Raw genomic sequence first — 21,898 nt, 5'->3', positions numbered from 1 at the left:
CCGAGGGGTGGGGTGTGTGCCGCTGGGTGCAAATGCCGGATTCCGAGGCGGAACCCCACCCCAACCCCTCCCCTGAAGGGGAGGGGCTAACTGCAGCCAACTCACCCACTGGCAGAAGGGGGCGCGGAAGGCCCATCCCCTTCCGCGCCCGGCCGCGCTGCCCTTGCCGTCGAGGCCCCCCGCCTCAGGCGGCGAGCAGGCTGCCATCCGTCCAGTTGCCGTGCAGCCCCTGCCGCAGCCGGATCGGCAGTTTCGCCCGCGCGATCGGCCCGCGCGCGATATCCAGAGCGTCGAACAGGCACAGGTCCGAATAGTTGGTGATGTGGTTGTCCACCAGCGCGACCAGCCAGCCGTCGCCCTCGGCCGCTTCCGGGCCGCGCGGGATGAAGCAGGGTTCCTGTATTCCGCAGTCCGGCCCCGCCCACCAACTCCGTTCCTCGCCCGTCCCGACGTCGAGATGGGTGAGCGTGCTCAGCACCGCCGCGAACGGGCCGGCCGGGCCGTTATAGGGCTTGTCGAACGCGTAGCAGAGCATCCAGCCATGGCGATAGGGCTTGCCCGCGAAGCGGTCGTCGATGCGGGGAAACTCGCCCACCATCGTGCCGAGCGGACGGATTTCGGACAGGGCGTCGCTGTTGGCGTTCATGTCGACGGTCAGCCGCGTCATCACCGTGCGCGCCGCGACCGGATCGAACGGCGCGCCGTGCACATCGGGGAAGAAGGGCAGGCTGTTGTTCTCCGACACCGGCAGGTCGAGATGCACGCGCGTGCCCTCGTTGAACGCGTTCATCACATGGCAGCCGCAGAAGCTCTTGTCCGAAACGAACCAGCGTATGTCGCTGCCGTCGCCGTCGCGCCGGAACACGCCGAGATAGAAGGGCAGCGCCGGGTCATATTTGAAATGCGGCTCCCCGCGTTCGAGCTGTTCATGGCTCGACACATAGGGCACGACATGGAACACCGCATAATCGCGGGTGATACCGAAATCGTGCAGCATCGTGTAATGCGGTACGGCAAAGTCGATCCGCCGCACCGCGCGGCCCTGCGGGTCGATCTCGAAATAGCTGGCGTCGGGCGTCAGCAGGCCCTTGGTCGCATAGCCGAAGCCGCAGAAATTGCCGCTGTCCGGGTCGATCTTCGGATGGGCGGCGAAGGTCGGCAGGTCCAGCGTGCCGTCGAAATCCGTATAGCCGTCGGTCGCCAGCGAAACCGGGTCCATCAGCAGGCAGGGGCTGTCCTCCTTCATCGCCAGCAGCCTGCCCGCATGGACGAGCACATTGGTGTTGGCGGTGCCGCGAATCTGCCCCCTGACGCTCTCGTCATCGGTCAGCGGGTTGCGATAGGCGCCGAACAGCGCCTTGCCCGCCGCCCGCTCCAGCTTCCACTTGTCGGTCTGCGCATAGCGCTGGCGGAAGCCGACGCGGCCGTCGCGGATGCGGAACATCGATACCATGCCGTCGCCGTTGAAGAACTGGTCGTGCGGATAGAGCGGCGCGAACTGCGGATCGGGGTGGACCCGGTAGAAGGCGCCGTCGATCTCCGGCGGCACCTCGCCTTCCAGTTCGAGGTCGGCGATGTCGCCTTCGAGGCGGACGAGCCGCAGTACGTCCTGATAAAGCGGTTCTTCGGGAAAATGGACCATCGGATATTCCTTGGGGAGGAGGGGTGCGGCGGCGGCGCTCAGGCCGGGACCGGCGCTTCGTTGGCGAGCACCATGGTGGCCGCGGCGGTGTTGGAGATCGGCACATGATAGTTGCGCGTCACCTCCTCCACCCGGCCGGTCAGGGCGCCGCGCGCGGCGATCCAGTTCAGCAGTTCGACGCCCTGGCTGCCCGCCTGCTCGATGATGTCGAGCGCGTCCTGCCGCGCCAACGCGTCGGGATCGGGGCCGAGGGTGTCGAGGCAGTGGCGGTCATAGGCGGTGTTGATGAAGCCCGCCCGCTCGCCGTCGAGCTGGTGCGACAGGCCGCCGGTGCCGAGGATCACGATCCGCTCCGGCCCGTCCCAGCTTTCGAGCGCCGCGCCCACCGCGCGGCCGAGCGCGAGGCAGCGGCGCGGGCTGGGCAGCGGGTGCTGCACCGTGTTGATCGCGATCGGCACCAGCTTCACCGGCCATGCCGCCGCCTCCGGCCAGCACAGCTCGAACGGGATGGCGAGGCTGTGGTCGACCAGCATCTGCTGGCAGGTGGTCGGATCGAAATCGGACCCGACAAGATGGTCGATGATGTGCCAGCTCAGGTCCGGCGCGCCCTCGAACGGCTTGAACAGCGGCAGGCCCCAACCTTCGTCCGCATTTTCATAACGCGGCGCTGCCCCCACAGCGAAGGTCGGCATCTTGTCGAGAAAGAAGTTGAGGCCGTGATCGTTGTAGAACACGACCGCGACATCGGGTTTCGCCTGCTCCAGCCAGCGGTGGACGGGCGGGAAGCCGTCGAAAAAGGGCTTCCAATAGGGTTCCTGCTGCACCCCCTTGGCGATGGCCGCGCCGATCGCGGGCACATGGCTGGTGAAGATGCCGCCGACGATGGTGCTCATGCCGTTTCCTCCTGATGGGCCAGCAGCGCGGCCTTGAACGCCTCGACGCTCATGCCCGTCTGCGCGGCGCCGACATCCTGCACCGAAAGGCCGAAGATCCCGGCCAGCTTGGCCAGATAATAGATGTTCCCGCCCGCCGCGATCATGCCCAATATGTCGCGATCCTTCACCGCGCGGCGCTGCTGCGGGGTGAGGGCGAAGCGGTCGCAATAGGCGTCCTCGTCGACGCGGAAAGCTTCCCGGTTGGCGGGGTCGTTGAAGGAAAAGCACATCGCGTTCAGCGCATAGCCTTGCGTGGCGGCGGCGCCGTCGAATATGGGCGTGCCCGGTATCGTGCGGCTCATCGGGCGGCGCGGCGCGGGGCCGGACGCGGCGGGGGATGTCATTTCCGTCTCTCCCAAAACAATAACAGACGTTATGATGGCAGATGCGGCGCTTCGGGACATTGACCGGGATCAAAAGAAGGGCGTTTATTGTTTGGGAGGCTGCTGCTTGGGGGGGCGGGTGCCCGCATAAGAGACCCGTTCGGGCTGAGCGTGTCGAAGCCCTGTCTTGTTCTTTGCCCCAAGAGAAGGACAGCCCTTCGACAAGCTCAGGGCGAACGCTTAAGGGGTTTGTCACCCAGCCCAAATCGCCTTCCGCGCCCACGGCGCGCACAAGGGCTTGCGGCTCCTGCGTGTAGGGTTTATCTGTAATGATAACGATCGTTAAAATTTAGGCGCGGGAGGGCGAAGTGGTGGACAGGCAGCCGGATATCATCGTGGTCGGCGGCGGATCGGCCGGGTGCGCGATGGCGGGGCGGCTCGCCGAATCCGGGCTGAAGATACTGCTGCTGGAAGCCGGCAAGACCGGCAGCCATATCCGGCTGAAAGTTCCCGCGCTGGTCAGCTCCGTCGTCCAGAACCCGGATTTCGACTGGGCCTACAAGGCGGAGCCCGACCCCAGCATCGGCGGCCGCGCCGATGTGTGGCCCGGCGGCAAGCGGCTGGGCGGGGGCAGCTCGATCAACGGCATGATCTATGTGCGCGGCCACCGCCATGATTATGACAACTGGGTGCGCATGGGCGCGGCCGGCTGGTCCTATGACGACTGCCTGCCTTATTTCCGCCGCATGGAGCGGTTCGAGCATGGCGCGAACCCATGGCGCGGCGACAGCGGCCCGATCGGCGTGTCCGACCCGCGCGTCCATTATCCGATCGTCGATGCCTGGGTGCAGGCGGCGGCGGACCTCGGCGTCCCCCGCACGCCCGATCATAATGGCGAGCATCCCGGCGAGGGCACCGATCATGCGCAGGCGACGCAGCGTCTCGGCCTGCGCAGTGCGGCGGTCAATTATCTGAAGCTGCCGCGCGCCGTCCCCAACCTGCGGGTGGAGCTGGAAAGCCCGGTGTCGCGCATTCTGTTCGAGGGCCGCCGCGCGGTCGGCGTCGAGGTGCTGCGCGACGGGCGGAGGCAGGAACTGCGCGCCCGGCATGGCGTGGTGCTGTCGGCCGGGGCGATGAACTCGCCGCGCCTGCTGATGCTGTCCGGCATTGGCGGCGGCGAGGAACTGCGCGCCCATGGCATAGAGGTGCTGGTCGACCGGCCCGGCGTCGGCGGCAATCTGCAGGAGCATGTCGGCGTCCATGTGGTGAACGGCGTCAACACGCCGACGATCAACAGCGAGGCGCACGGGCTGGCCGCGCTGCGCAACGGGGTCGACTTCCTGCTGCGGCGGCGCGGCATCCTCACGGCGTCGATGGCGCATGGGCAGACCTTCCTGCGCACGAAGGCGGATGCGCCGGCGCCCAACCTCCAGATCAGCTTCACCGCCTTCGCCTTCGATCTCGACGCCGAGGGCAAGCTCCAGATGCGGCGCAGCCCGGCGGTCAGCACCGTGGTCTGCCTCGCCCGGCCGCAGTCGCGCGGCCGCCTGTCGCTGCGCTCGGCCGATCCGCTCGCGCCGCCGGTCATCCGCCACGAATTGCTGGGGGTGGAGGACGACGTCGACCAGATTATGGACGGCATCCGCCATGTCCGCCGCATTCTCGACCATCCGCTGATGCGCGGCTACATCACCGAGGACGTCCGCCCGGACCGCGCGATGGAGGGCGAGGCCCTGCGCGCCTATGTGCATCTGGCGGGCTTCCCGCTCTATCACCCGGTCGGCACCTGCCGCATCGGCGGGGAGGAGGACGGCGTCGTCGATGCCGACCTGCGCCTGCGCGGGGTCGAGGGGCTATGGGTCGCGGACGCCTCCGTCATGCCGATGCTGCCGGTCGGCAATACCAACGCCACCGCCATCATGATTGGCGACAAGGGGGCGGCCCATGTGATAGCTAGCCTTGGAAAATGACGGGAGTGGAGTGGGGATGAGAGCGATGATGAAAAACGGCGCCGGTTTTCCGCGGTCGCTTGACACGATCCGGTCCTGTCGCGCTACATCCCAGCATGTCAGAAAGTTCTAACCGACCCATGCGCAAATCCTCTGACGCTTCCGTTCGCGCCGTCGAAAAATCGATGGGCGTTGCCGAAACGCTGCACCGCATCCTGAAGCTGTCGAACCGGCTGATGGCGCCGTTCTCGACCTATCTGGAGCATCGCTACAAGATCAGCGTCAACGAATTCCGGCTGCTGATGCTGATCGGCCGCTACGGCACCGCCGCCAGCCATGAGCTGGTGGAGATGACCGGCGTCAACGCGATGAGCGTGTCGCGGGCGGTTTCCGCGTTGCAGAAGCACGGCCGCATCCATGTCAACCGCGACCCCGCCAACCGCCGCCGCAAGACGCTGTCGCTGACGGAGGAGGGCGAGCGGCTCTACAAGGTCATGCGGCCGCAGACCGACCTGGTCGCCACCTATTTGCTGTCGGAGCTGAAGCCCGATGAGGTGGACATGCTGAACCGGGTGCTCGACACGCTGATCGACACGCTGGAGGCGACAGACGAGGAAGGCCGCTCGCTGTTCCTCGAACGCACGCGGCCCGCCGATGACGACGAGGACGCCGCCTGACGGGGGAGGGCCTCAATCGGTGACGTCCGCCTCCCGCACGCCGCGAATGGCGACGGTGGCGAGGATGATCGCGGCGAGCAGCGATCCCAGCGCGAGCACGGCGGAGGTGACCGTCCGCCCCATGTTCCAGGCGAGCAGCTGTCCGGCGATCAGCGGGCCGAAGGCGGCGCCGATCCGTCCGAAGCCGATGACGACGCCGGTGCCCCCGGCGCGCAGCGCGGTGGGGTAGGCGCGCGCCATCAGCGCATAGAGGCCGACCACCGATCCGTTGGAGAGGAAACCCAGCACCACCGCCGCGATCTGGAGCGCGAGCAGCTGCGCCGGAACCGCGCCGAAGGCGGTGACGGCGACCGCCGCGCCCGCCATGCCCAGCAGCAGCATCGGCTTGAGGCCGAGGCGCGGCGCGAGGAAGCCCAGCACGAAGCCGCCGGTCGCCCCGCCCAGGTTCATGAACACCGAAACGAGGCTGGCGCTCGACTGGTCGAAGCCCAGTGAGGCGACCAGCGAGGGCGCCCAGCCCAGCGCATAATAGAAGGTCATCATATGCGCGCCGTACATGATGATGAGCGCGATGGTGGTGACGCGGAATTCCGGCCCGAACAGCGCGGCGGCCGATATGGCGCGGGTTTCGGTGCGGGCGAGCTGGCCCCCTTCCGGGTGGCCGAGGCGGCGCAATATCGCGTTGATGCGGGCGAGCGCGTCGGCCCGTCCGCTCGCCGCCAGCCAGCCGATCGATTCGGGCAGCAGCGCCAGCACCAGCGGGATCGTCGCCGCCGTGGCGATGCCGCCGAAGATGAAGATCGATTCCCAGCCGTGCGAGCGCAGCAGGTGCGAGGCGACCCAGCCGCCCACCACGCCGCCGATCGGATAGCCCGCCGCCATGATGCTGACGGCAAGGTCGCGCCGCCGCCGGTTGGCGAACTCGGCCGCCATCGCGTTGATCGAGGCCAGCATCGCGCCGAGGCCGAGGCCGGTCAGCGCGCGCAATATGCTGAGCGTGATGATGTCCGGCGCGAAGGCGGAGGCGAACATGCCCGCCGTCATGACGACGAGGGAAAAGAGGATCTGCCGCCGCCGCCCGATCCGGTCGGCCAGCTGCCCCAGCGTCAGCGACCCCACGACCATGCCGGCGAGGCCGATCGCGATGATGAAGCCGATCGCGCCGGGATCGATCGCCCAGTCCTGCGCGATGCCGGGCGCGGCGAAGGTGATCGCCAGCACGTCGAACCCGTCCAGCGCGTTGAGCAGGCAGCAGAGCGCCACCGCGATCATCTGGCGCGCGCGCATCGGGCTGTCGGCGATGATCGTGCGCGGATCGTCGGCCGGCAGCGCGGCGGCGGAAGGGGGCGGTGTCGGCATGCGCGTCAGGTCCTTCAGGCTCCGGCGGGGGAAGATCGGGCGATGCGGGTTCTTCCGCCCGGCCGGCCGCTGCCGCTCCCCTTCGGATATTGTTTCTCGGGCGGACAATATCGGATTCGATGCCGCTGGCAAGCGGAGAAGGCGTACGTGCCCATCCGCGCCGGGCAGAATTCCGCACGGGCGGGCTTGTGCGATCTCTCCATGAACGTTAACGGTCGTTATTATACAGCGAAATTATCCTGTCAGAAAAAATTAGGCGCCTTTCGGCGGATGAAGGAATGACGAAGCATGTCCGAACAGGCTGATGCCCCGCCGCCGCAAGGCAGGGAACCGACCCTGCTGTTCGGCATAGCGCTGGGCTTCCTCTCGACGCTTGGGCCGTTCGCGATCGATCTCTACCTGCCCGCGATGCCGGTGATGGCGCAGGCGCTGGCGGCCGACAGCGGCGCGGTGCAGCGCACCCTGTCCGCCTTCTTCCTGGGGCTGGCGGTGGCGCAGATTCCGATGGGCTCGCTGGGCGACCGCTTCGGGCGGCGGCGGCCGCTGATGGGCGGGCTGCTGCTGTTCATGGCCACCTCGCTCGCCTGCGCGATGACGACGGACCTCGATCAGCTGGTGATGCTGCGCTTCCTGCAAGGCATGGCCGCCTGCGCCGGCACGTCGAGCGTGCGGGCGATGATCCGCGACATGCACAGCGGGCACAGCGCGGCGCGGCTGATGGCCTTCACCTTCCTCGTCATCGGCATTTCGCCGGTGCTGGCGCCGCTGGCGGGCAGCTTCCTGCTGAAGCTGATGCCGTGGCGCGGGCTGTTCCTGATCCTCGCCGCCGCCGGGGCGATCGCCGCGCTGACGGTGGCCTTGCTGCTGCCCGAAACCCTGCCGCCCGAACGCCGGTCCCGCCGCAAGATGGCGCTGTGGCACGATTTCCGTCAGCTGATGACGACCCCGGCCTTTCTCGGCTGGGCGGTGGTGGCGGGGCTCGGCACGACCATCCCCTTCGCCTTCGTGACGGCGGCGCCCTTCGTCTATACCCATGTGTTCGGGCTGGACGGCTTTCAGTACAGCCTGCTGCTGGCGCTCAATGCCGTCGTTTCGATCGTCGCCACGCAGTTCGCGCCGGGGCTGATGCGCAGGCTGGGCGGGCGCCGCCTGCTGGTGCTGGTGGCGGCGTGCGGGCTGGCGGCTTCGCTGGCGCTGCTGGCGCTGGCGATGGCGCAGGTGCCGCTGGCGCTGTTCCAGCTCTGGTCGATGCTGCTGTTCGCGCTGGCCGGGCTGATGCTGACCCCGGCGGCGACCTGCGCGCTCGACGCCGCGCGGTCCGGCGCTGGGGCGGCGGCGGGCGTGCTGGGGACGATCCAGCTCGCGGTGACGGCGCTGGCGAGCGGGGCGGTGTCGCTGTTCCCGTCCTTCTCGCTGCTGCCGCTGCTCGGCATATTGGGCGCCGATTTCCTGATCGTGCTGGCGATCATGGCGGCGGTGATCGGCCGTCCCGCGCCCGCGCTGGCGCGCTGAGCGGAGCCTGCTCTAGTTGCGGAGGACGACCTCCACCCCGGCAAGGCCCCGCGTCAGCGCGAAGGGCTTGTCGATGCTGATGCGCGCCTCGACCACGTCGCGAAAGCCGAGGCACTGCTCGCCCAGCCGGTAGGCGAAGGTTTCGATCAGCGGGATGTGCACCGCCGCCAGATCCTCGGCGGCCTGCGCGATGCGGCGGTAATCGACGGTATGCTCGATGCCGTCGACCCGGCCGCCCGACAATTTCAGCTCCACGCTGATGACCAGCGGCTGGCGGCGGCCGATCTCGTCCGGGTTGATGCCGATATCGGCGAGCAGCGGCAGGTCGCGCACCCGCACCGAGGTCAGGCACTGCGCTTGTTTCGGGTCGGGCCGGGGCGTCTCGGTCATGGGGCGGTCATCCTTTGCGCGGCCAATAGCGTATTGCTGAGCAGGCAGGCAATGGTCATCGGCCCGACGCCGCCGGGCACCGGCGTCACCGCCCGCGCATGGTCCAGCTCATGCGTCGCGCAGTCGCCGACGATGCGGGTCCGCCCGTCATGGTCGGCGACGCGGGTGATGCCCACGTCGATGACGACCGCGCCCGGCTTCACCCAATAGCCGCGCACCAGATGCGGCGCGCCCGCGGCGGCGACGATGATGTCCGCCTTGCGCGCTACGTCGGGCAGGTCCAGCGTCTCGATATGGGTGACGGTGACGGTCGCTTCCCGCTCCAGCAGCAGCATGGCGACGGGCTTGCCGACGATGTTCGACTTGCCGATCACCACCGCGTCGAGCCCGCGATAATCGTCGATCACCGTATCGAGCAGCATCATGATGCCGAGCGGCGTGCAGGGCACGAGGCCGCCGGTGCCGGTCGACAGCCGCCCGACATTGACCGGGTGGAAGCCGTCCACATCCTTGCGCGGGTCGATGCGGTCCAGCACCAGCGCGGCGTCGATGGGGGCGGGCAGCGGCAGCTGGATCAAGATGCCGTGGACGGCGGCGTCGGCATTCAGTGCGTCGATCAGCGCCAGCAGGTCGCGCTGCGGCGTGTCGGCGGGCAGGCGATGCTCGATCGAGCGGATGCCCGCCTTGCGGCACTGGGCGATCTTGCGGCCGACATAGACCTCGCTCGCCGGGTCATGACCGACGAGGATGACGGCGAGGCCGGGCGTGACGCCCGACCGTGCCTCCATCGCCCGCACCTCCGCCGCCGTGCGCGCCACCAGCCCGGCCGCGATCGCGCGGCCGTCGATGATGTCGGCCACCGGCTCAGGCCTTGAAGACGACCGTGCGCGCGCCGTTCAGGAACACGCGGCCCTTCAGATGATGCTCCACTGCGGTGGCGAGCACGCGGCGCTCTATGTCGCGGCCCTTGCGGACGAGGTCTTCGGGCGTGTCGGCATGGCTGATCGCCTCGACGTCCTGATGGATGATCGGGCCTTCGTCGAGGTCCTCGGTCACATAATGGGCGGTCGCGCCGATCATCTTCACGCCGCGCGCATGCGCCTGGTGATAGGGCTTGGCGCCCTTGAAGCCGGGCAGGAAGCTGTGGTGGATGTTGATGCAGCGGCCCGACAGGAAGGCGGACAGGTCGTCGGACAGGATCTGCATGTAGCGAGCCAGCACGACGAGATCCGCGCCCGTCTCGGTGACGATGCGCTTGATTTCCGCTTCCTGCTGCGGCTTGGTGTCCCTGGCGATCGGCAGATGATGATAGGGCAGGTCGCCGATCATCGTCGTGTGCAGCACCTCCTTCGGGTGGTTGGAGAGGATGGCGACGACCTCCATGTCCAGCTCGCCGATGCGGTGGCGATAGAGCAGGTCGCCGAGGCAATGGTCGAACTTGCTGACCATCAGCACCACCTTCTGCGGGTCGCGGTTGCGGCGCAGCTTCCATTCCATGCCGTGCTGCGCGGCCAGCGGAGTGAAGCCCTCCCGCAGCGCGTCCACCGCCTTGCCGCCGCCCAGCTCGAATTCCACGCGCATGAAAAAGCGGCCGTTGAGGCGGTCGTTGAACTGCTGCGCGTCGATGATGTTGCCGTCATTGGCGGCGAGGAAATCGGCGACGGCGGCGACCAGCCCTGGCCGGTCGTCGCATTGCAGGGTAAGGGTACAGACTTCAGTCACATCTCATCTCCACGGAAAGGCTGCTTATTGTTCATCAATGGCGCGCTGCATAGTCGTTGATCCATTCGACGGTGCGGACGAGCCCGCCGAACGGGTAGAAGTGCAGGCGCACCCGGCCATGTTCGCTGCCGAAATCGGTCGCGAGCCGGTCGACCAGCTTGTCGGGGCCGGCGGTGCCGATCAGCCTGGTGAGCGAAATGCCATATTTCGCCATCACCGAGGCCGAGGCGCCGACGCCGCAACGGGCGGCGAAGCGCAGCAGCGTCTTGATGCCCGCCGGGCCGGGCACGCCGATGCGCACCGGATGCTCGATGCCGCGCGCGCGCAGTTCCCGCAGCCAGGCGAGGAAGCGGTCGGTGTCGAAGCCGAACTGGGTGACGATCAGCGGCGCCATGCCGCGCGCGGCGATATCCGCGCATTTGCGTTCCAGCACCTCCCAGCATTGCGCCTCGGTCATGTTGGGGTGGCCTTCCGGGTGGCCGCCGATGCCGATCGCGCGGATGCCCGCGCGCTCGAACGCGCCGGTGGCGATCAGCGCGCTGCTGTCCTCGAACGGGCCTTCTGGCTGTTCCGGGTCGCCCGCGATGACGAAGCAGCGGCGCACCCCCGCCTCGTTGACGACGGCGGAGAGATAGGACTGGAATTCCTCGTGCGAGCGGATGCGCCGCGCGGAGAAATGCGGCATCGGCTCGAAGCCCAGCTCGCGCACCGCCTTGGTCGCGGCGATGCGGGCGGGGGCTTCCTCGCCGGGCAGGAAGGTGACGGCGATCGGCGTTTCGGGCGCGATCATCGGCGCGGCCTCGCGCAGCGATTCGACATCCTTCGCGGTGATTTCCAGCGAATAGCCGTCGGTGATCCCGGCGGGCGGGCGATCCCAGTTCGGGTGAATGACCGGTATGCTCATCTCTCTCTCCCTATAGGGTCTGCGGGCGGCCTTTGCCTGCCGTGGGCATGGGGGAAGGCCGATTCCTCTGGGTCCTTGCGATTTCCTCTAGCGCGAATGATCCGTTTCGGGTAGATGAAATTTTCATGAATACGAAGAAAGCGTTCGAGGAGGTGAAATGAGCACGCTGCTGATCCTGCCGGGTCTGCTCTGCGATTCGCGCATGTTCGCCGCGCAGATCGACGCTTTTCCGGGCGCCGTGGCGGTCGACGGATTCTATGCGGGCTGCGACCGGATCGAGGCGATGGCCGATTATGCGCTCGCCCGCGCGCCGGAGCGATTCGCGCTGCTCGGCCATTCTATGGGCGCGCGAATCGCGCTGGAGGTGATTCGCAAGGCACCGCAACGGGTCGAGCGCATCGCGCTGGCCGACACCGGCATCCATCCGGTGAAGCCGGGCGAGGCGGACAAGCGGTACGCGTTGCGCGACATCGGGCGCGAACAGGGCATGACCGCGCTGGTCGACGCCTGGCTGCCGCCGATGGTCGGCGCGGCCGGCCGGGGCGACGCCGCCCTGATGGCGTCGCTGCGGGCGATGTGCATCGATGCCGGGCAGCACGTGTTCGAGCGCCAGATCGCGGCGCTGCTGAACCGTCCCGACACCGATGCGGTGCTGGCGTCGATCCGCGTTCCGGCCGTCGCCATCGTCGGCGACGAGGACCAATGGTCGCCGGTCGACCAGCATGCGGACATGGTCGAGCGGATTCCCGGCGCGCAATTGCGGGTCGTGGAAGGGGCGGGCCACATGGCGCCCGCCGAAAAGCCGCAACAGTTCAACCAAATCCTTCGCGAATGGCTCGACTGGCCGGCCGCGTCGTGACCACTACCCCCAACCCCAACCTTTATCCCGAATGTGTAAGGAGAGGCATTGATGACTGACAAATCCCTGCAGCAACTGCTCGACGAGAAAGGCAATATCGTCGAGTTCCTGCGCAACCAGCAGAGCGGCCCCAACGTCTATCCGGGCGTGCCGGGCGAATATTCCAACTGGCGCAGCGAGCAGATGGCGTGGGCCAACACCTGCGTGCTCTTCAACCAGAGCTATCACATGGTCGACCTGCTCGTCACCGGCCCCGGCGCGTTCGACATGCTGTCCTATCTCGCGCCCAACAGCTTCAAGGGCTTCGTGCCGAACCGCGCCAAGCAGTTCGCGCCCGTCACCCCGGAAGGCTATGTGATCGGCGACGTGATCCTGTTCTATCTCGAAGAGAACAAGTTCGAGCTGGTCGGCCGCGCGCCGTCGATCGAATGGGTCGAATATCATGCCGCGTCGGGCAAGTGGGACGTGAAGGTGGAGCGCGACGAGCGCACCGCGATGCGCCCGGAAGCCGAAAAGGGCTATCGCCGCAACTATCGCTTCCAGCTTCAGGGCCCCAACGCCATGAAGACGCTGGAAAAGGCGATGGGCACCACCCCGCCGGACCTGAAGTTCTTCCACATGGCGCCGATCACCATCAACGGCGCGGAAGTGCGCGCGCTGCGCCACGGCATGGCGGGCCAGCCCGGTTACGAGCTGTTCGGCCCGTGGAAGGATTACGACACGGTGCGCGACGCGCTGATCGCGGCGGGCGAGGAATTCGGCCTCACCCTCGTCGGCGGCCGCACCTACAGCTCCAACGCGCTGGAATCGGCGTGGATTCCCTCGCCGCTGCCCGCCATCTACACGGGCGACTCGCTGAAGGATTATCGCGCGTGGCTGAAGGCCAACAGCTATGAGGGCGTCACCTCGATCGGCGGCAGCTTCGTTTCCGACAATATCGAGGATTATTACCTGACCCCGTGGGATCTGGGCTACGGCATCATGGTCAAGTTCGACCATGAGTTCATCGGCCGCGAGGCGCTGGAGAAGATGAAGGACCAGCCGCACCGCCAGAAGGTCACGCTCGCGCTCGACAATGAGGACGTGATGCGGGTGATGAGCTCGATGCTCCAGAAGGGCGACCGCGCCAAGTTCATGGAGTTCCCCAGCTCGGTCTATTCGATGCACCCCTATGATCTGGTGACCAAGGACGGCAAGAGCGTCGGCATCTCCACCTGGTCGGGCTATTCGGCCAATGAGGGCCGCTTCCTGACCCTCGCCATGGTCGACCAGTCGGTCGCCGAGCCGGGCACCGAGGTCACGCTGGTGTGGGGCGAGCCCAATGGCGGCACGAAGAAGCCGACCGTCGAGCCCCATGTCCAGACCGAGATCAAGGCGATCGTGTCGCCCGCGCCCTATTCGGAAGTCGCGCGCGACAGCTACGCCGACGGCTGGCGCACCAGGAAGGACTGATCCTTCACCCCGTTGATCGGGTCGCAAGGGAAACGGCGCGGGGGGTCACTCCGCGCCCTTTTTCGTGCCCGGAACCGGGCGGACGGGAAGTAAAGACCTGATATTCGCGGCGGAACGGAGTATCGCCGTCCCGTCATGCTTCAACCTGAAAGGGATATTATGAGCATTCTCGACCGGCTCGGCCTTTCCGTTCCCGTCATCCAGGCGCCCATGGCGGGAACCTCCACGCCGGAGCTTGCCGCGGCGGTGTCGAATGCGGGCGGACTGGGGTCCATCGGTGTCGGATCGACCGACGCGGCGGGCGCCCGCGCGATGATCGCGCAGGTGCGGGAACGGACGGACCGCGCCTTCAACGTCAATTTCTTCGTCCACCGGCCCGACGAACCCGATCCGGAGCGGGAAGCGGCGTGGATCGATTGGCTGAGGTCGCTGTTCGCCGAGTTCGGCGCGCAGCCGCCCCGGACCCTCCGCCCGATCTATACCAGCCTCAACGACGACCCGGATATGCAGGCGATAGTGCTGGAGACGCGGCCGCCGGTCGTCAGCTTCCATTTCGGCCTCCCTCCCGCGTCGCTGATCGCGGCGCTGAAGCAGGGCGGCAGCCTCCTGCTGGCGAGCGCGACCAGCCCGGAGGAAGCGCGGCTGGTGGAGGCCGCCGGTATCGACATGGTGGTGGCGCAGGGCATTGAGGCGGGCGGGCATCGCGGTATATTCGATCCGGCCGCCCCGGACGACGGGCTGGGCACGATGGCGCTCACCCGCCTGCTGGCGAGGGAATGCCGCATACCGGTTATCGCCGCCGGCGGGATCATGGACGGCGCGGGCATCGCTGCCGCGCTGGATCTCGGCGCGGTCGCGGCGCAGCTGGGCACCGCCTTCATCGCCTGCCCCGAATCGGCGGCGGACGATGCCTATCGGCAGGCTCTCGCCGGGCCGGGCAGCGCGCATACGCGGCTCACCACCCTCATTTCCGGCCGCCCGGCAAGGGCGCTGCCCAATCGCTTCACCGCCCTCGCCGACAAGGAGGGAGCCTGCCGTCCGGCCGGCTATCCCATGGCCTATGACGCGGGCAAGGCGCTGCATGCGGCGGCCAAGGCGAAGGGAGAGCATGGCTTCGGCGCGCAATGGGCCGGACAGGGCGCGCCGCTGGCCCGCGCGATGCCCGCTGCCGCGCTGGTCGCTGTCCTGAGCGACGAATTGCGGCAGGCGCGCCGGGCAGCGATAGGCGAAGGCTGATCCGGTCTCGCGCAGGAGGAGGAGGCGCCGCATTCGCGGCTGTTCCGATGTTCAGCCGCCCTGCGCGGCGCCGAACAGCGCCACTGTCTCGCTCAGCAGGGCGACGGTGCGTTCCTCCAGTTCCGGCGTCAGGCGCGGCACCGGAATGGCGGCGGCGAAGGCGCCGATCGGCTGGCCGTCGACCACCAGCGCCTTGCCGATGCCGTGAATGCCCGGCGTATATTCCTCGTTCGTATGGGCGATGCCGGTGCGGCGCGTCGCCGCGATCTCGGCGCGCAGCGCGGCCTCGTCGAACCGGGTCTGCGGGGTGAAGCTGTCCCGCGTGCTGGTCGCGAAATAGGCGTCGATCTCCGCATCGGTCAGCGCCGCCAGCATCGCCTTGCCCGCCGCGAGGCAGTGCATCGGCGTGCGGGTGCCCACCGCGATCGAATAACGCAGCGACTGTTCCGCCGTTTCGGTGACCAGCGCCTCCATCTCCCACCCGGTCTGGATGAAGAAGGACACGGTTTCGTTGAGGCGCGCGCGCAGCGAGCGGACCAGCGGCTCCACCCGCTCGGCCAGCGTGCGTTCCTGCGGCGCGGCGCGCAGCCGGTCGAGGCCGGGGCCGGGCAGGTAGCGGCGGCCGTCGCGCTTCAGATAGCCCCGCTCGACCAGCGTGCCGAGCAGATAGGACAGGCTGCTGACCGGGATGGTCAGCGCGCCCGCTATATCCTGCGCGATCACGCCCGATGGATGGGCGACGACATATTCGATGATGTCGAGCGTCCGCATCGCGGACTTGACCGTCGGGGGCGCGCTGCCGGGCGTGGGTCCGTTCATGCCGCCCCCTCAGAAGGTCAGGCTGCCCCGGCGCTCGGCGAAGCGCCAGCCCTCGCCGGTCCGCACGAAGCGGTCGTGGAAGGACCCGGCCTTCGACGCGTTATCGACGGTGAACAGCAGCATCGCCGATTCGCCGACGGCTTCGTCCTCGCTCAGCACGTCGATCACGATGTTGGAGCAGAAATGGCGCGTGGTGCGCGGCGGACGGGCAGTGAAGGCGGCGAGGATCGCCTCGCGCCCCTCGATCCAGTCGTCGGGCGCGGTCGGGCGGGCCATGCGGCCATCCTCCGCATAGAGCGCGGCGACCTCTTCCCAGCGCGCGGCGTCGTTGAGATTGGCGTAGAGCGCCACCAGCCGGGCGCATTGCTGCTCGATCAGCAGCCGCTCCTCCAGCGTCACAGCCGCGCCTCCGCAATATCCGCGCCCTCGCGCAGCGCGGCCAGCTTCTTCCACGTCACCGCCGGGTCGATCTTGCCATAGCCCGCGAAGGTGCCGAAGCCGCAATCGGTGCTGGCGATCACCCGGTCCTTGCCGACGATCCCGGCGAAGCGCTCGATGCGCTGGGCGATCAGTTCGGGATGCTCGACATAGTTGGAGCAGGTGTCGATCAGGCCGGGGGCGAGGATCTTCGTGTCGGGCAGCTTCGCGTCGCGCCAGACCTTCCATTCATGCTCGTGCCGGGGATTGGCGGCCTCGAACAGCACGGTCGCGGGACGGGCGCGGAGCACGATGTCGATCACCCGTTCGAGCGGAATATCGTGATCGTGCGGCCCTTCATAATTGCCCCAGCAGATGTGCATGCGCATCCTCTCCGCCGGGATGTTGGCGGTGGCGGCGTTCAATGCCTCGACATTGGCGGCGGCGGTGCGCAGGAATTCCTCCTCGCTCTGGTCCTGATAACCGGTGTGGCGCGACATGGCGAGGTCGGGGCAATCGAGTTGCAGGTCGAAGCCCGCATTGACGATGGTTTCATATTCCTCGCGCATCGCATCGACGATATCGGCGAGATAGGCCTCATGGCTGGGATAATGGCGGTTCACCTGGAAGGCGGTGATGAGCCCCGGCGAGGCCGAGTTCATGAACGCGCGCACCCCCTTGCCGTTTTTATCGAGCGCGGCGCGGAAGCGGCGGATGTCGTCGTGCAGCGGCTCCAGCGTCACCAGCTTCACCGGGCCGATGCACGAGGCGCGGGTGAATTCCTGGCTGCCCATGATCGCGGCGAGCTTCTTGCGCAGGTCGGGCAGCGGGGCGAGATCGGCGGCGGGCTGGCGGTCGGTATGGCCGCCGAAGCCGGACAGCCGCTCGATCATGTAGGTGGAATAGCCGACCTTGCCGAGTTCGCCGTCGCTGACGATGGTGACGCCGGCCTCGACCTGACGGGCGACGGCGTCGTCCACCGCCTCCTGCACCACGCGGTCGAATTCCGCCGCGTCATAGGCCTCGCCATGGTCGCGGGCCAGCAGCAGCGGCGTCAGCTTCTCGCCGCGCGGCAGGCTGCCGACATGGGTGGTGGCGATGGTCATGAATAAATCCCCTTCCAGAGCGTTTCGCCCGTGCAACACATGGCATCAAGTCACGAATATGTATATATCACATTCGTGAAAAAGCCGCCCCGGCGAGCGGGACGGCCTTTTCCCTGGACGGCAAACCGCCGCGTTCAGGCGGTTTCGAGCGAAACCGCGTTGACGATATGGGCCTGCGTATATTCGTTGAGGCCTGCCTCGCCCAGTTCCCCGCCGATGCCGGACTGCTTGGCGCCCCGGAACGGGATGTTGGGATCGATGGCGAGATGCTGGTTCACCCAGACGGTGCCGGTGTCGATCTGCTTCGCCACCTCCATCGCGCGGGCGAGGTCCTTGCCCCAGACGGTGCCGCCGAGGCCATATTCCGACGCGTTGGCGCGGGCGATCACTTCCTCGATATCCTTGTACTTGAGCACGGGCAGCACCGGGCCGAACTGCTCTTCCTTCACCAGCGGCGCATCGTCGTCGAGGTCGCGGACGATGGTCGGCGGGATGAAATAGCCGGGGCGGTCGGGCAGTTCGCCGCCCGCGACGATCGTGCCGCGCGCCTTGGCGTCCTCCAGCAGCGACTTGACCTTTTCATACTGCATCCTGTTCTGGACCGGGCCGATGGTCGAGCCCTGCTTGGCCCCGTCGTCCACCACCGCTGCGCTGGCGAGCTTCGCGATCTCGTCGCAGAATTCGTCATACATGGCTTCAGGCACGAAGGCGCGCTTCACCGCGACGCAGATCTGCCCGGCATTGGTCATCGCGCCGTTGTAGACCTTCTGCGCGGCAAGCGCGGCGGGCACGTCGTCCAGCACGATCGCGGCGTCATTGCCGCCCAGCTCCAGCGTGACGCGCTTCACGCCCTCGGCCGCCGACGCCATCACCTTCTTGCCGGTGCCGGTGGAGCCGGTGAACGCGACCTTGGCGATATCCGGGTGGCCGGTGATCAGCGGACCCAGCTCATTCTGGTCGCATACCACGTTGAGCACGCCCGCGGGCAGGATGCCCTGCGCCAGCTCGCCGAACAGCAGCGTGGTGAGCGGGGTGGTCGGCGCGGGCTTGGCGACCATGGTGTTGCCCGCGATCAGGCAGGGGCCGAGCTTGTTCATCAGTAGCACGACCGGGAAATTCCACGGCGTGATCGACGCGCAGACGCCCAGCGGCGTGCGGTGCTCGATCACGGTGTTGCCGTTCTCGTCGCGCAGCGTCTTTTCGGCAACGCGCATATTGGCGAAGGCGCGCAGCACGAACACGCTGCCCATGATCTCATAGGCGGCCTGGTCGAGCGGCTTGCCCTGTTCGCTGGTGAGCAGGCGGGCGAATTCGTCGACGCGCGATTCGAGCGCATCGGCGAGGCGGTTGATATAGCCCGCGCGCTCGTCGAAGCTTTTCGCCGCCCATGCGGGGAAGGCGGCCTTGGCGGCGGCGACGGCGCGGTTCAGCAGCGCCTCGTCGGCCTTCGGGCATTGGGCGAACGCTTCCTCGGTCGCGGGGTTGACGACATCGAATGTCGATACGCCGTCCACCAGCTCGCCATCGATCAGCAGTTTGAATTGGGCTGTCACTGTCTCTCTCCTTCGAATCGGCACAATCATAACAGACGTTACGGTTAGTTCCATCGGCGATATTGACGTCCATCGGGCCGACCTTCATCAGGGAACCATCCCGGATTGATTTTATTTGTACGCCAAGCATACAGTGCAGGCAAGGTGCCTGGGGGGATGATGAAAGAAGGAAAAGAACTGTCCAGCCTGCTGGGATACCAGCTCCAGATGTTTCAGCTGGCGGCGCAGTCGCTGGCGCGCGAGGCGCTGGCCCGCCATGACATCTCGCCCGCCCGCGTCACCGCGCTGCTGCTGATCCGCGCCAATCAGGGCTGCACCCAGACCGCGCTGGGCGAGGTGCTGAGCGTCAACCGCTCCAGCGCGATGAAGCTGGTCAATTATCTGGAAGGGCGCGGCTTCGTGAAGCGCGAGGCGGGGGCCGACCTGCGCGCCAATGCGCTGCAACTGACCGCCGAGGGCGAGAGGATGGTGGACGAGTTCTTCGCCGCGCTGAAGCGCGCGGACGCGAAGATGCAGGCCGCGCTGACCCCGGAGGAAGGGGAGATGCTGATCGCGCTGCTGGCCAAGGCGCGGACGGGCGTCGAATAGCGGCGGCTTTCTCCGCAAGGTTTATAAGGCCGATTGCGCAATTTGTATCCCAATGATACAAAGTTCGCGAGAGGCCGTCCCTCCGGGCGGCGCGTGCATTAGGAGAAACCATGCAGGGAGATACGTCCGGCGCGGGGCAGGCTTTGGCCCGGTCCGCGATCAACCGTCTGATGAAGCCGCGCAGCATCGCCATTCTCGGCGCGTCCGACCGGCCCGGATCGCTGGGCGCCTCGGTGCTGGCGAATCTGGTGCGCGCCGGTTTCGACGGGGATATCCACCTCGTCAACGCGAAGCGCGACAGCATCGGCGACCGGCCCTGCGTGCGCTCGGTCGATGATCTGCCCGCCGGGATCGACGTCGCGATTCTCGCCATCCCGCAGGCGGGCGTGCTGGACGCGGTGCGCTCGCTCGCCCCGCGCGGGTGCGGCGCGGCGGTGATCTTCTCCGCCGGTTTCGCCGAGGGCGGCGCCGAGGGCATGGCCCAGCAGCAGGAAATCGCTCGCATCGCCCGCGAGGCGGGGATGGTGATCGAGGGGCCGAACTGCCTCGGCCTCGTCAATTTCGTCGACAAGGTGCCGCTGACCTTCATCGAGCTGCCGGAGGCGAAGGCGCAGGGCGACCGCCGCATCGGCGTCGTGTCGCAATCGGGCGCGATGGCGGCCGTGGTCGCGACGACGATGATCGCGCGCGAGGTGCCGCTGTCCTGCTACATCTCCACCGGCAACGAGGCGGCGAGCGGGGTCGAGGATTATATCGACTATCTCTCCGACGATCCGCAAACCGCCGTGATCGCGATGATCGTCGAGCATTTCCGCAAGCCGCAGGCGTTCCTCGCGGCGGCGGCCAAGGCGATGGCGCGCGGCAAGCAGATCGTGCTGCTCCACCCCGGCAGCAGCGAGGCGGGCCGCGAAAGCGCCGCCACCCATACCGGCGCGATGGCGGGCGACCATGACGTGATGCGCACGCTGGTCGAACGCGCGGGCGTGATCCTGGCCGAGGGGCTGGAGGAACTGGGCGACATCGCGGAAATCGCGCTGCGTTGCCCGACCCTGCCGGTCGATAATGTAGCGGTCGTTTCAGAATCGGGCGCGCTCAAGGCGATGGTGCTGGACCGCGCGGAAAAGCTGGGCATCACGCTGCCCAAGCTGAGCGACGAGGACAGCCCGGCGCTGCGCGAGGCGCTGCCGCCCTTCGTGCCCGTCACCAATCCGCTCGACGTGACCGCGCAGGGGCTGGTCGATCCGGGCATTTATTCGCGCACGCTGAACGCGCTCAACGCCGACGATCGCGTCGCGACCATCTTCGTGCCGCTGATCCAGACCGATTTCAGCACGTCGGGCATCAAGTTCAGCGCGGTGGCCGGTGCCCTGGAGGAAAATCCGGCGACCAAGCCGATCATCGTCGCGGGTGTGGACGAAGGCGGCGGCGTGCGCGAAGAGGACGTCGCCCGGCTGCGCAAGCTCGGCGTCCCCTATTTTCCGACGCCGGAGCGCGTGTTGCAGGCGCTGTCCCGCTTCGCCGACGCCTCGCGCCGCTCCACTGGCGTGACGGACAAGGCGGCGGTCGATGTCGGCGGCGGCGCGGCCGGGGAAGTCATTCCCGAATATCGGTCGAAGGAACTGCTCGCCGCCCATGGCGTCAGCTTCTCGCCGTGCAGGATGGCGACCGATATCGCGGGCGCGCGCGGGATCGCGGCGGAGCTCGGCTATCCGGTCGTGCTGAAGGCGCAGTCGCCGCTTCTGAGCCACAAGAGCGACGCGGGCGGGGTGATCATCAACATCGCCGACGAGGCCGCGCTCGATGCGGCATGGGACCGGCTGGCCGCCAATATCGCGCAGCATCGCCCCGGCCTCGTGCTCGACGGCGTGCTGGTCGAGAAGATGGCGCCCAAGGGCGTGGAGATGATCGTCGGCGCGCGCGTGGACCCGGAATGGGGGCCGGTGGTGCTGGTCGGCTTCGGCGGCGTGACCGCCGAGTTGCTGAAGGACGTGGCGCTGCTGCCGCCCGACCTGTCGCGCGAGGACATCATCGCCGAGGTGCGCAAGCTGCGCATGGCGCCGCTGCTCACCGGCTTCCGCGGCGCCGCGCCGTGCGATCTCGATGCGCTGGCGGCGATCGTCGAGGCGCTGGGCCGGGTAGTGCGCGGCACCCCCTCGATCCGCGAGGTGGACCTGAACCCGGTGCTGGTGATGCCGAAGGGACAGGGCGCGGTGGCGCTGGACGCGCTGATTTCCTGCTGAGAAAGTGGGAGAATCTCGTCATGCCAGCGCAGGCTGGCATCTTGGGAGGCGGCGCGCGACATGGCCTGAGGCCCCAGCCTGCGCTGGGGTGACGGACTGGAAGCAAGGGCGGCTCCCACTATAGCGCCCACTAAAAAACGCGCCGCATCCCCCGATGCGGCGCGTTTTTCGCTGCGGCGCTGCCGCCCGGCGCGGCCCATCGCGGAAGGGCGGGC

Annotated in this window: 20 protein-coding genes; 8 read left to right on the top strand and 12 right to left on the bottom strand. The window is 67.7% G+C overall.

Features of this window, described 5'->3' with window-relative positions; genetic code table 11:
- Positions 1-184: 184 nt before the first annotated feature.
- Genes GGR43_RS21230 through GGR43_RS21220 form a run of 3 tightly spaced genes read right to left on the bottom strand, consistent with a single transcriptional unit; the run spans position 185 to position 2,921 of the window.
- Entirely contained in the window at positions 185-1,642 is a 1,458-nt protein-coding gene (locus GGR43_RS21230; RefSeq protein ID WP_188073814.1) for a lignostilbene-alpha,beta-dioxygenase, read from the bottom strand.
- Between the two features lie 38 nt (positions 1,643-1,680).
- Positions 1,681-2,535 carry a class III extradiol dioxygenase family protein gene (locus tag GGR43_RS21225; protein WP_188073813.1) on the bottom strand — a complete coding sequence of 285 codons (855 nt, stop codon included), beginning with the start codon at positions 2,533-2,535 and terminating at the stop codon, positions 1,681-1,683.
- Positions 2,532-2,921: a protocatechuate 4,5-dioxygenase subunit alpha gene (locus tag GGR43_RS21220; RefSeq protein ID WP_223177559.1), complete on the bottom strand. Its 390-nt coding sequence runs from the start codon at positions 2,919-2,921 to the stop codon at positions 2,532-2,534. The genes GGR43_RS21225 and GGR43_RS21220 overlap by 4 nt, the downstream gene beginning before the upstream one ends.
- 347 nt (positions 2,922-3,268) lie before the next feature.
- On the opposite strand from GGR43_RS21220, the gene GGR43_RS23915 reads away from it, so the two are divergent.
- Together GGR43_RS23915 and GGR43_RS21210 are read left to right on the top strand one after the other, a co-directional pair.
- The gene (locus GGR43_RS23915) at positions 3,269-4,870 is read left to right on the top strand and encodes a GMC family oxidoreductase (RefSeq protein ID WP_284278645.1); all 1,602 of its coding nucleotides are present in this window, start codon (positions 3,269-3,271) and stop codon (positions 4,868-4,870) included.
- Between the two features lie 164 nt (positions 4,871-5,034).
- The gene (locus GGR43_RS21210; RefSeq protein WP_246343965.1) at positions 5,035-5,526 is read left to right on the top strand and encodes a MarR family winged helix-turn-helix transcriptional regulator; all 492 of its coding nucleotides are present in this window, start codon (positions 5,035-5,037) and stop codon (positions 5,524-5,526) included.
- Between the two features lie 12 nt (positions 5,527-5,538).
- Here the strand turns inward: GGR43_RS21210 and GGR43_RS21205 are convergent, their stop codons facing one another.
- Complete coding sequence (locus GGR43_RS21205; protein WP_188073811.1) at positions 5,539-6,885, bottom strand: MFS transporter; 1,347 nt, start codon at positions 6,883-6,885, stop codon at positions 5,539-5,541.
- Between the two features lie 288 nt (positions 6,886-7,173).
- Here GGR43_RS21205 and GGR43_RS21200 point away from each other — a divergent pair, with 288 nt between their 5' ends.
- Complete coding sequence (locus GGR43_RS21200; RefSeq protein WP_188073810.1) at positions 7,174-8,397, top strand: multidrug effflux MFS transporter; 1,224 nt, start codon at positions 7,174-7,176, stop codon at positions 8,395-8,397.
- A 12-nt stretch (positions 8,398-8,409) separates the two neighbouring features.
- On the opposite strand, the gene GGR43_RS21195 is transcribed toward GGR43_RS21200, so the two are convergent.
- The 4 genes from GGR43_RS21195 to GGR43_RS21180 are packed head-to-tail and all read right to left on the bottom strand — an operon-like array spanning position 8,410 to position 11,413.
- Positions 8,410-8,787 carry a dihydroneopterin aldolase gene (locus GGR43_RS21195; RefSeq protein WP_188073809.1) on the bottom strand — a complete coding sequence of 126 codons (378 nt, stop codon included), beginning with the start codon at positions 8,785-8,787 and terminating at the stop codon, positions 8,410-8,412.
- Positions 8,784-9,647 carry a bifunctional 5,10-methylenetetrahydrofolate dehydrogenase/5,10-methenyltetrahydrofolate cyclohydrolase gene (locus tag GGR43_RS21190; RefSeq protein WP_188073808.1) on the bottom strand — a complete coding sequence of 288 codons (864 nt, stop codon included), beginning with the start codon at positions 9,645-9,647 and terminating at the stop codon, positions 8,784-8,786. Before GGR43_RS21190 ends, GGR43_RS21195 begins: the two co-directional genes overlap by 4 nt.
- Before the next feature lie 4 nt (positions 9,648-9,651).
- Positions 9,652-10,509: a formyltetrahydrofolate deformylase gene (gene purU / locus GGR43_RS21185; RefSeq protein ID WP_188073807.1), complete on the bottom strand. Its 858-nt coding sequence runs from the start codon at positions 10,507-10,509 to the stop codon at positions 9,652-9,654.
- A 34-nt stretch (positions 10,510-10,543) separates the two neighbouring features.
- Entirely contained in the window at positions 10,544-11,413 is an 870-nt protein-coding gene (locus GGR43_RS21180; protein ID WP_188073806.1) for a methylenetetrahydrofolate reductase, read from the bottom strand.
- Positions 11,414-11,570: 157 nt separating this feature from the next.
- Here GGR43_RS21180 and GGR43_RS21175 point away from each other — a divergent pair, with 157 nt between their 5' ends.
- The 3 genes from GGR43_RS21175 (at position 11,571) to GGR43_RS21165 (ending at position 14,960) form a co-directional block, all read left to right on the top strand.
- On the top strand, positions 11,571-12,272 hold the full coding sequence (locus tag GGR43_RS21175) for an alpha/beta fold hydrolase (RefSeq protein WP_188073805.1): 702 nt from the start codon (positions 11,571-11,573) through the stop codon (positions 12,270-12,272).
- 51 nt (positions 12,273-12,323) lie between these two features.
- Entirely contained in the window at positions 12,324-13,724 is a 1,401-nt protein-coding gene (gene desA, locus GGR43_RS21170; RefSeq protein ID WP_188073804.1) for a syringate O-demethylase, read from the top strand.
- A 159-nt stretch (positions 13,725-13,883) separates the two neighbouring features.
- Entirely contained in the window at positions 13,884-14,960 is a 1,077-nt protein-coding gene (locus GGR43_RS21165) for an NAD(P)H-dependent flavin oxidoreductase (RefSeq protein ID WP_188073803.1), read from the top strand.
- Between the two features lie 51 nt (positions 14,961-15,011).
- Here the strand turns inward: GGR43_RS21165 and GGR43_RS21160 are convergent, their stop codons facing one another.
- The 4 genes from GGR43_RS21160 to GGR43_RS21145 form a co-directional block, all read right to left on the bottom strand.
- A complete protein-coding gene (locus tag GGR43_RS21160) occupies positions 15,012-15,779 on the bottom strand; it encodes an IclR family transcriptional regulator (RefSeq protein ID WP_188073802.1) in 768 nt (255 codons plus the stop codon).
- Between the two features lie 9 nt (positions 15,780-15,788).
- Positions 15,789-16,178 (bottom strand): nuclear transport factor 2 family protein, encoded by a 390-nt coding sequence (locus GGR43_RS21155; protein ID WP_284278214.1) that lies wholly within the window; start codon positions 16,176-16,178, stop codon positions 15,789-15,791.
- Positions 16,175-17,302, bottom strand: a complete 1,128-nt coding sequence (locus tag GGR43_RS21150) for a cobalamin-independent methionine synthase II family protein (RefSeq protein ID WP_188073800.1) — start codon at positions 17,300-17,302, stop codon at positions 16,175-16,177. Before GGR43_RS21150 ends, GGR43_RS21155 begins: the two co-directional genes overlap by 4 nt.
- Before the next feature lie 134 nt (positions 17,303-17,436).
- Positions 17,437-18,855, bottom strand: a complete 1,419-nt coding sequence (locus tag GGR43_RS21145) for an aldehyde dehydrogenase family protein (protein WP_188073799.1) — start codon at positions 18,853-18,855, stop codon at positions 17,437-17,439.
- 156 nt (positions 18,856-19,011) lie between these two features.
- Between GGR43_RS21145 and GGR43_RS21140 the strand changes: the two genes are divergently transcribed.
- Complete coding sequence (locus tag GGR43_RS21140) at positions 19,012-19,443, top strand: MarR family winged helix-turn-helix transcriptional regulator (protein WP_246343964.1); 432 nt, start codon at positions 19,012-19,014, stop codon at positions 19,441-19,443.
- A gap of 110 nt (positions 19,444-19,553) precedes the next feature.
- Complete coding sequence (locus GGR43_RS21135; protein WP_188073798.1) at positions 19,554-21,683, top strand: acetate--CoA ligase family protein; 2,130 nt, start codon at positions 19,554-19,556, stop codon at positions 21,681-21,683.
- Positions 21,684-21,898 lie beyond the last annotated feature (215 nt).

Source organism: Sphingobium jiangsuense, from assembly GCF_014196495.1.
GTDB lineage: Bacteria > Pseudomonadota > Alphaproteobacteria > Sphingomonadales > Sphingomonadaceae > Sphingobium > Sphingobium jiangsuense.
This window is presented reverse-complemented; position numbering and strand designations above follow the sequence as displayed.

Coding starts and splice junctions, on each gene's coding strand:
- GGR43_RS21225 (WP_188073813.1), bottom strand. CDS start 2,535: ATGAGCACCATCGTCGGCGGCATCTTCACCAGCCATGTGCCCGCGATC.
- GGR43_RS21210 (WP_246343965.1), top strand. CDS start 5,035: ATGGGCGTTGCCGAAACGCTGCACCGCATCCTGAAGCTGTCGAACCGG.
- GGR43_RS21180 (WP_188073806.1), bottom strand. CDS start 11,413: ATGAGCATACCGGTCATTCACCCGAACTGGGATCGCCCGCCCGCCGGG.
- GGR43_RS21160 (WP_188073802.1), bottom strand. CDS start 15,779: ATGAACGGACCCACGCCCGGCAGCGCGCCCCCGACGGTCAAGTCCGCG.
- GGR43_RS21135 (WP_188073798.1), top strand. CDS start 19,554: ATGCAGGGAGATACGTCCGGCGCGGGGCAGGCTTTGGCCCGGTCCGCG.
- GGR43_RS21140 (WP_246343964.1), top strand. CDS start 19,012: ATGATGAAAGAAGGAAAAGAACTGTCCAGCCTGCTGGGATACCAGCTC.
- GGR43_RS21205 (WP_188073811.1), bottom strand. CDS start 6,885: ATGCCGACACCGCCCCCTTCCGCCGCCGCGCTGCCGGCCGACGATCCG.
- desA (WP_188073804.1), top strand. CDS start 12,324: ATGACTGACAAATCCCTGCAGCAACTGCTCGACGAGAAAGGCAATATC.
- GGR43_RS21195 (WP_188073809.1), bottom strand. CDS start 8,787: ATGACCGAGACGCCCCGGCCCGACCCGAAACAAGCGCAGTGCCTGACC.
- GGR43_RS21150 (WP_188073800.1), bottom strand. CDS start 17,302: ATGACCATCGCCACCACCCATGTCGGCAGCCTGCCGCGCGGCGAGAAG.
- GGR43_RS21165 (WP_188073803.1), top strand. CDS start 13,884: ATGAGCATTCTCGACCGGCTCGGCCTTTCCGTTCCCGTCATCCAGGCG.
- GGR43_RS21220 (WP_223177559.1), bottom strand. CDS start 2,921: ATGACATCCCCCGCCGCGTCCGGCCCCGCGCCGCGCCGCCCGATGAGC.
- GGR43_RS21200 (WP_188073810.1), top strand. CDS start 7,174: ATGTCCGAACAGGCTGATGCCCCGCCGCCGCAAGGCAGGGAACCGACC.
- GGR43_RS21175 (WP_188073805.1), top strand. CDS start 11,571: ATGAGCACGCTGCTGATCCTGCCGGGTCTGCTCTGCGATTCGCGCATG.
- GGR43_RS21230 (WP_188073814.1), bottom strand. CDS start 1,642: ATGGTCCATTTTCCCGAAGAACCGCTTTATCAGGACGTACTGCGGCTC.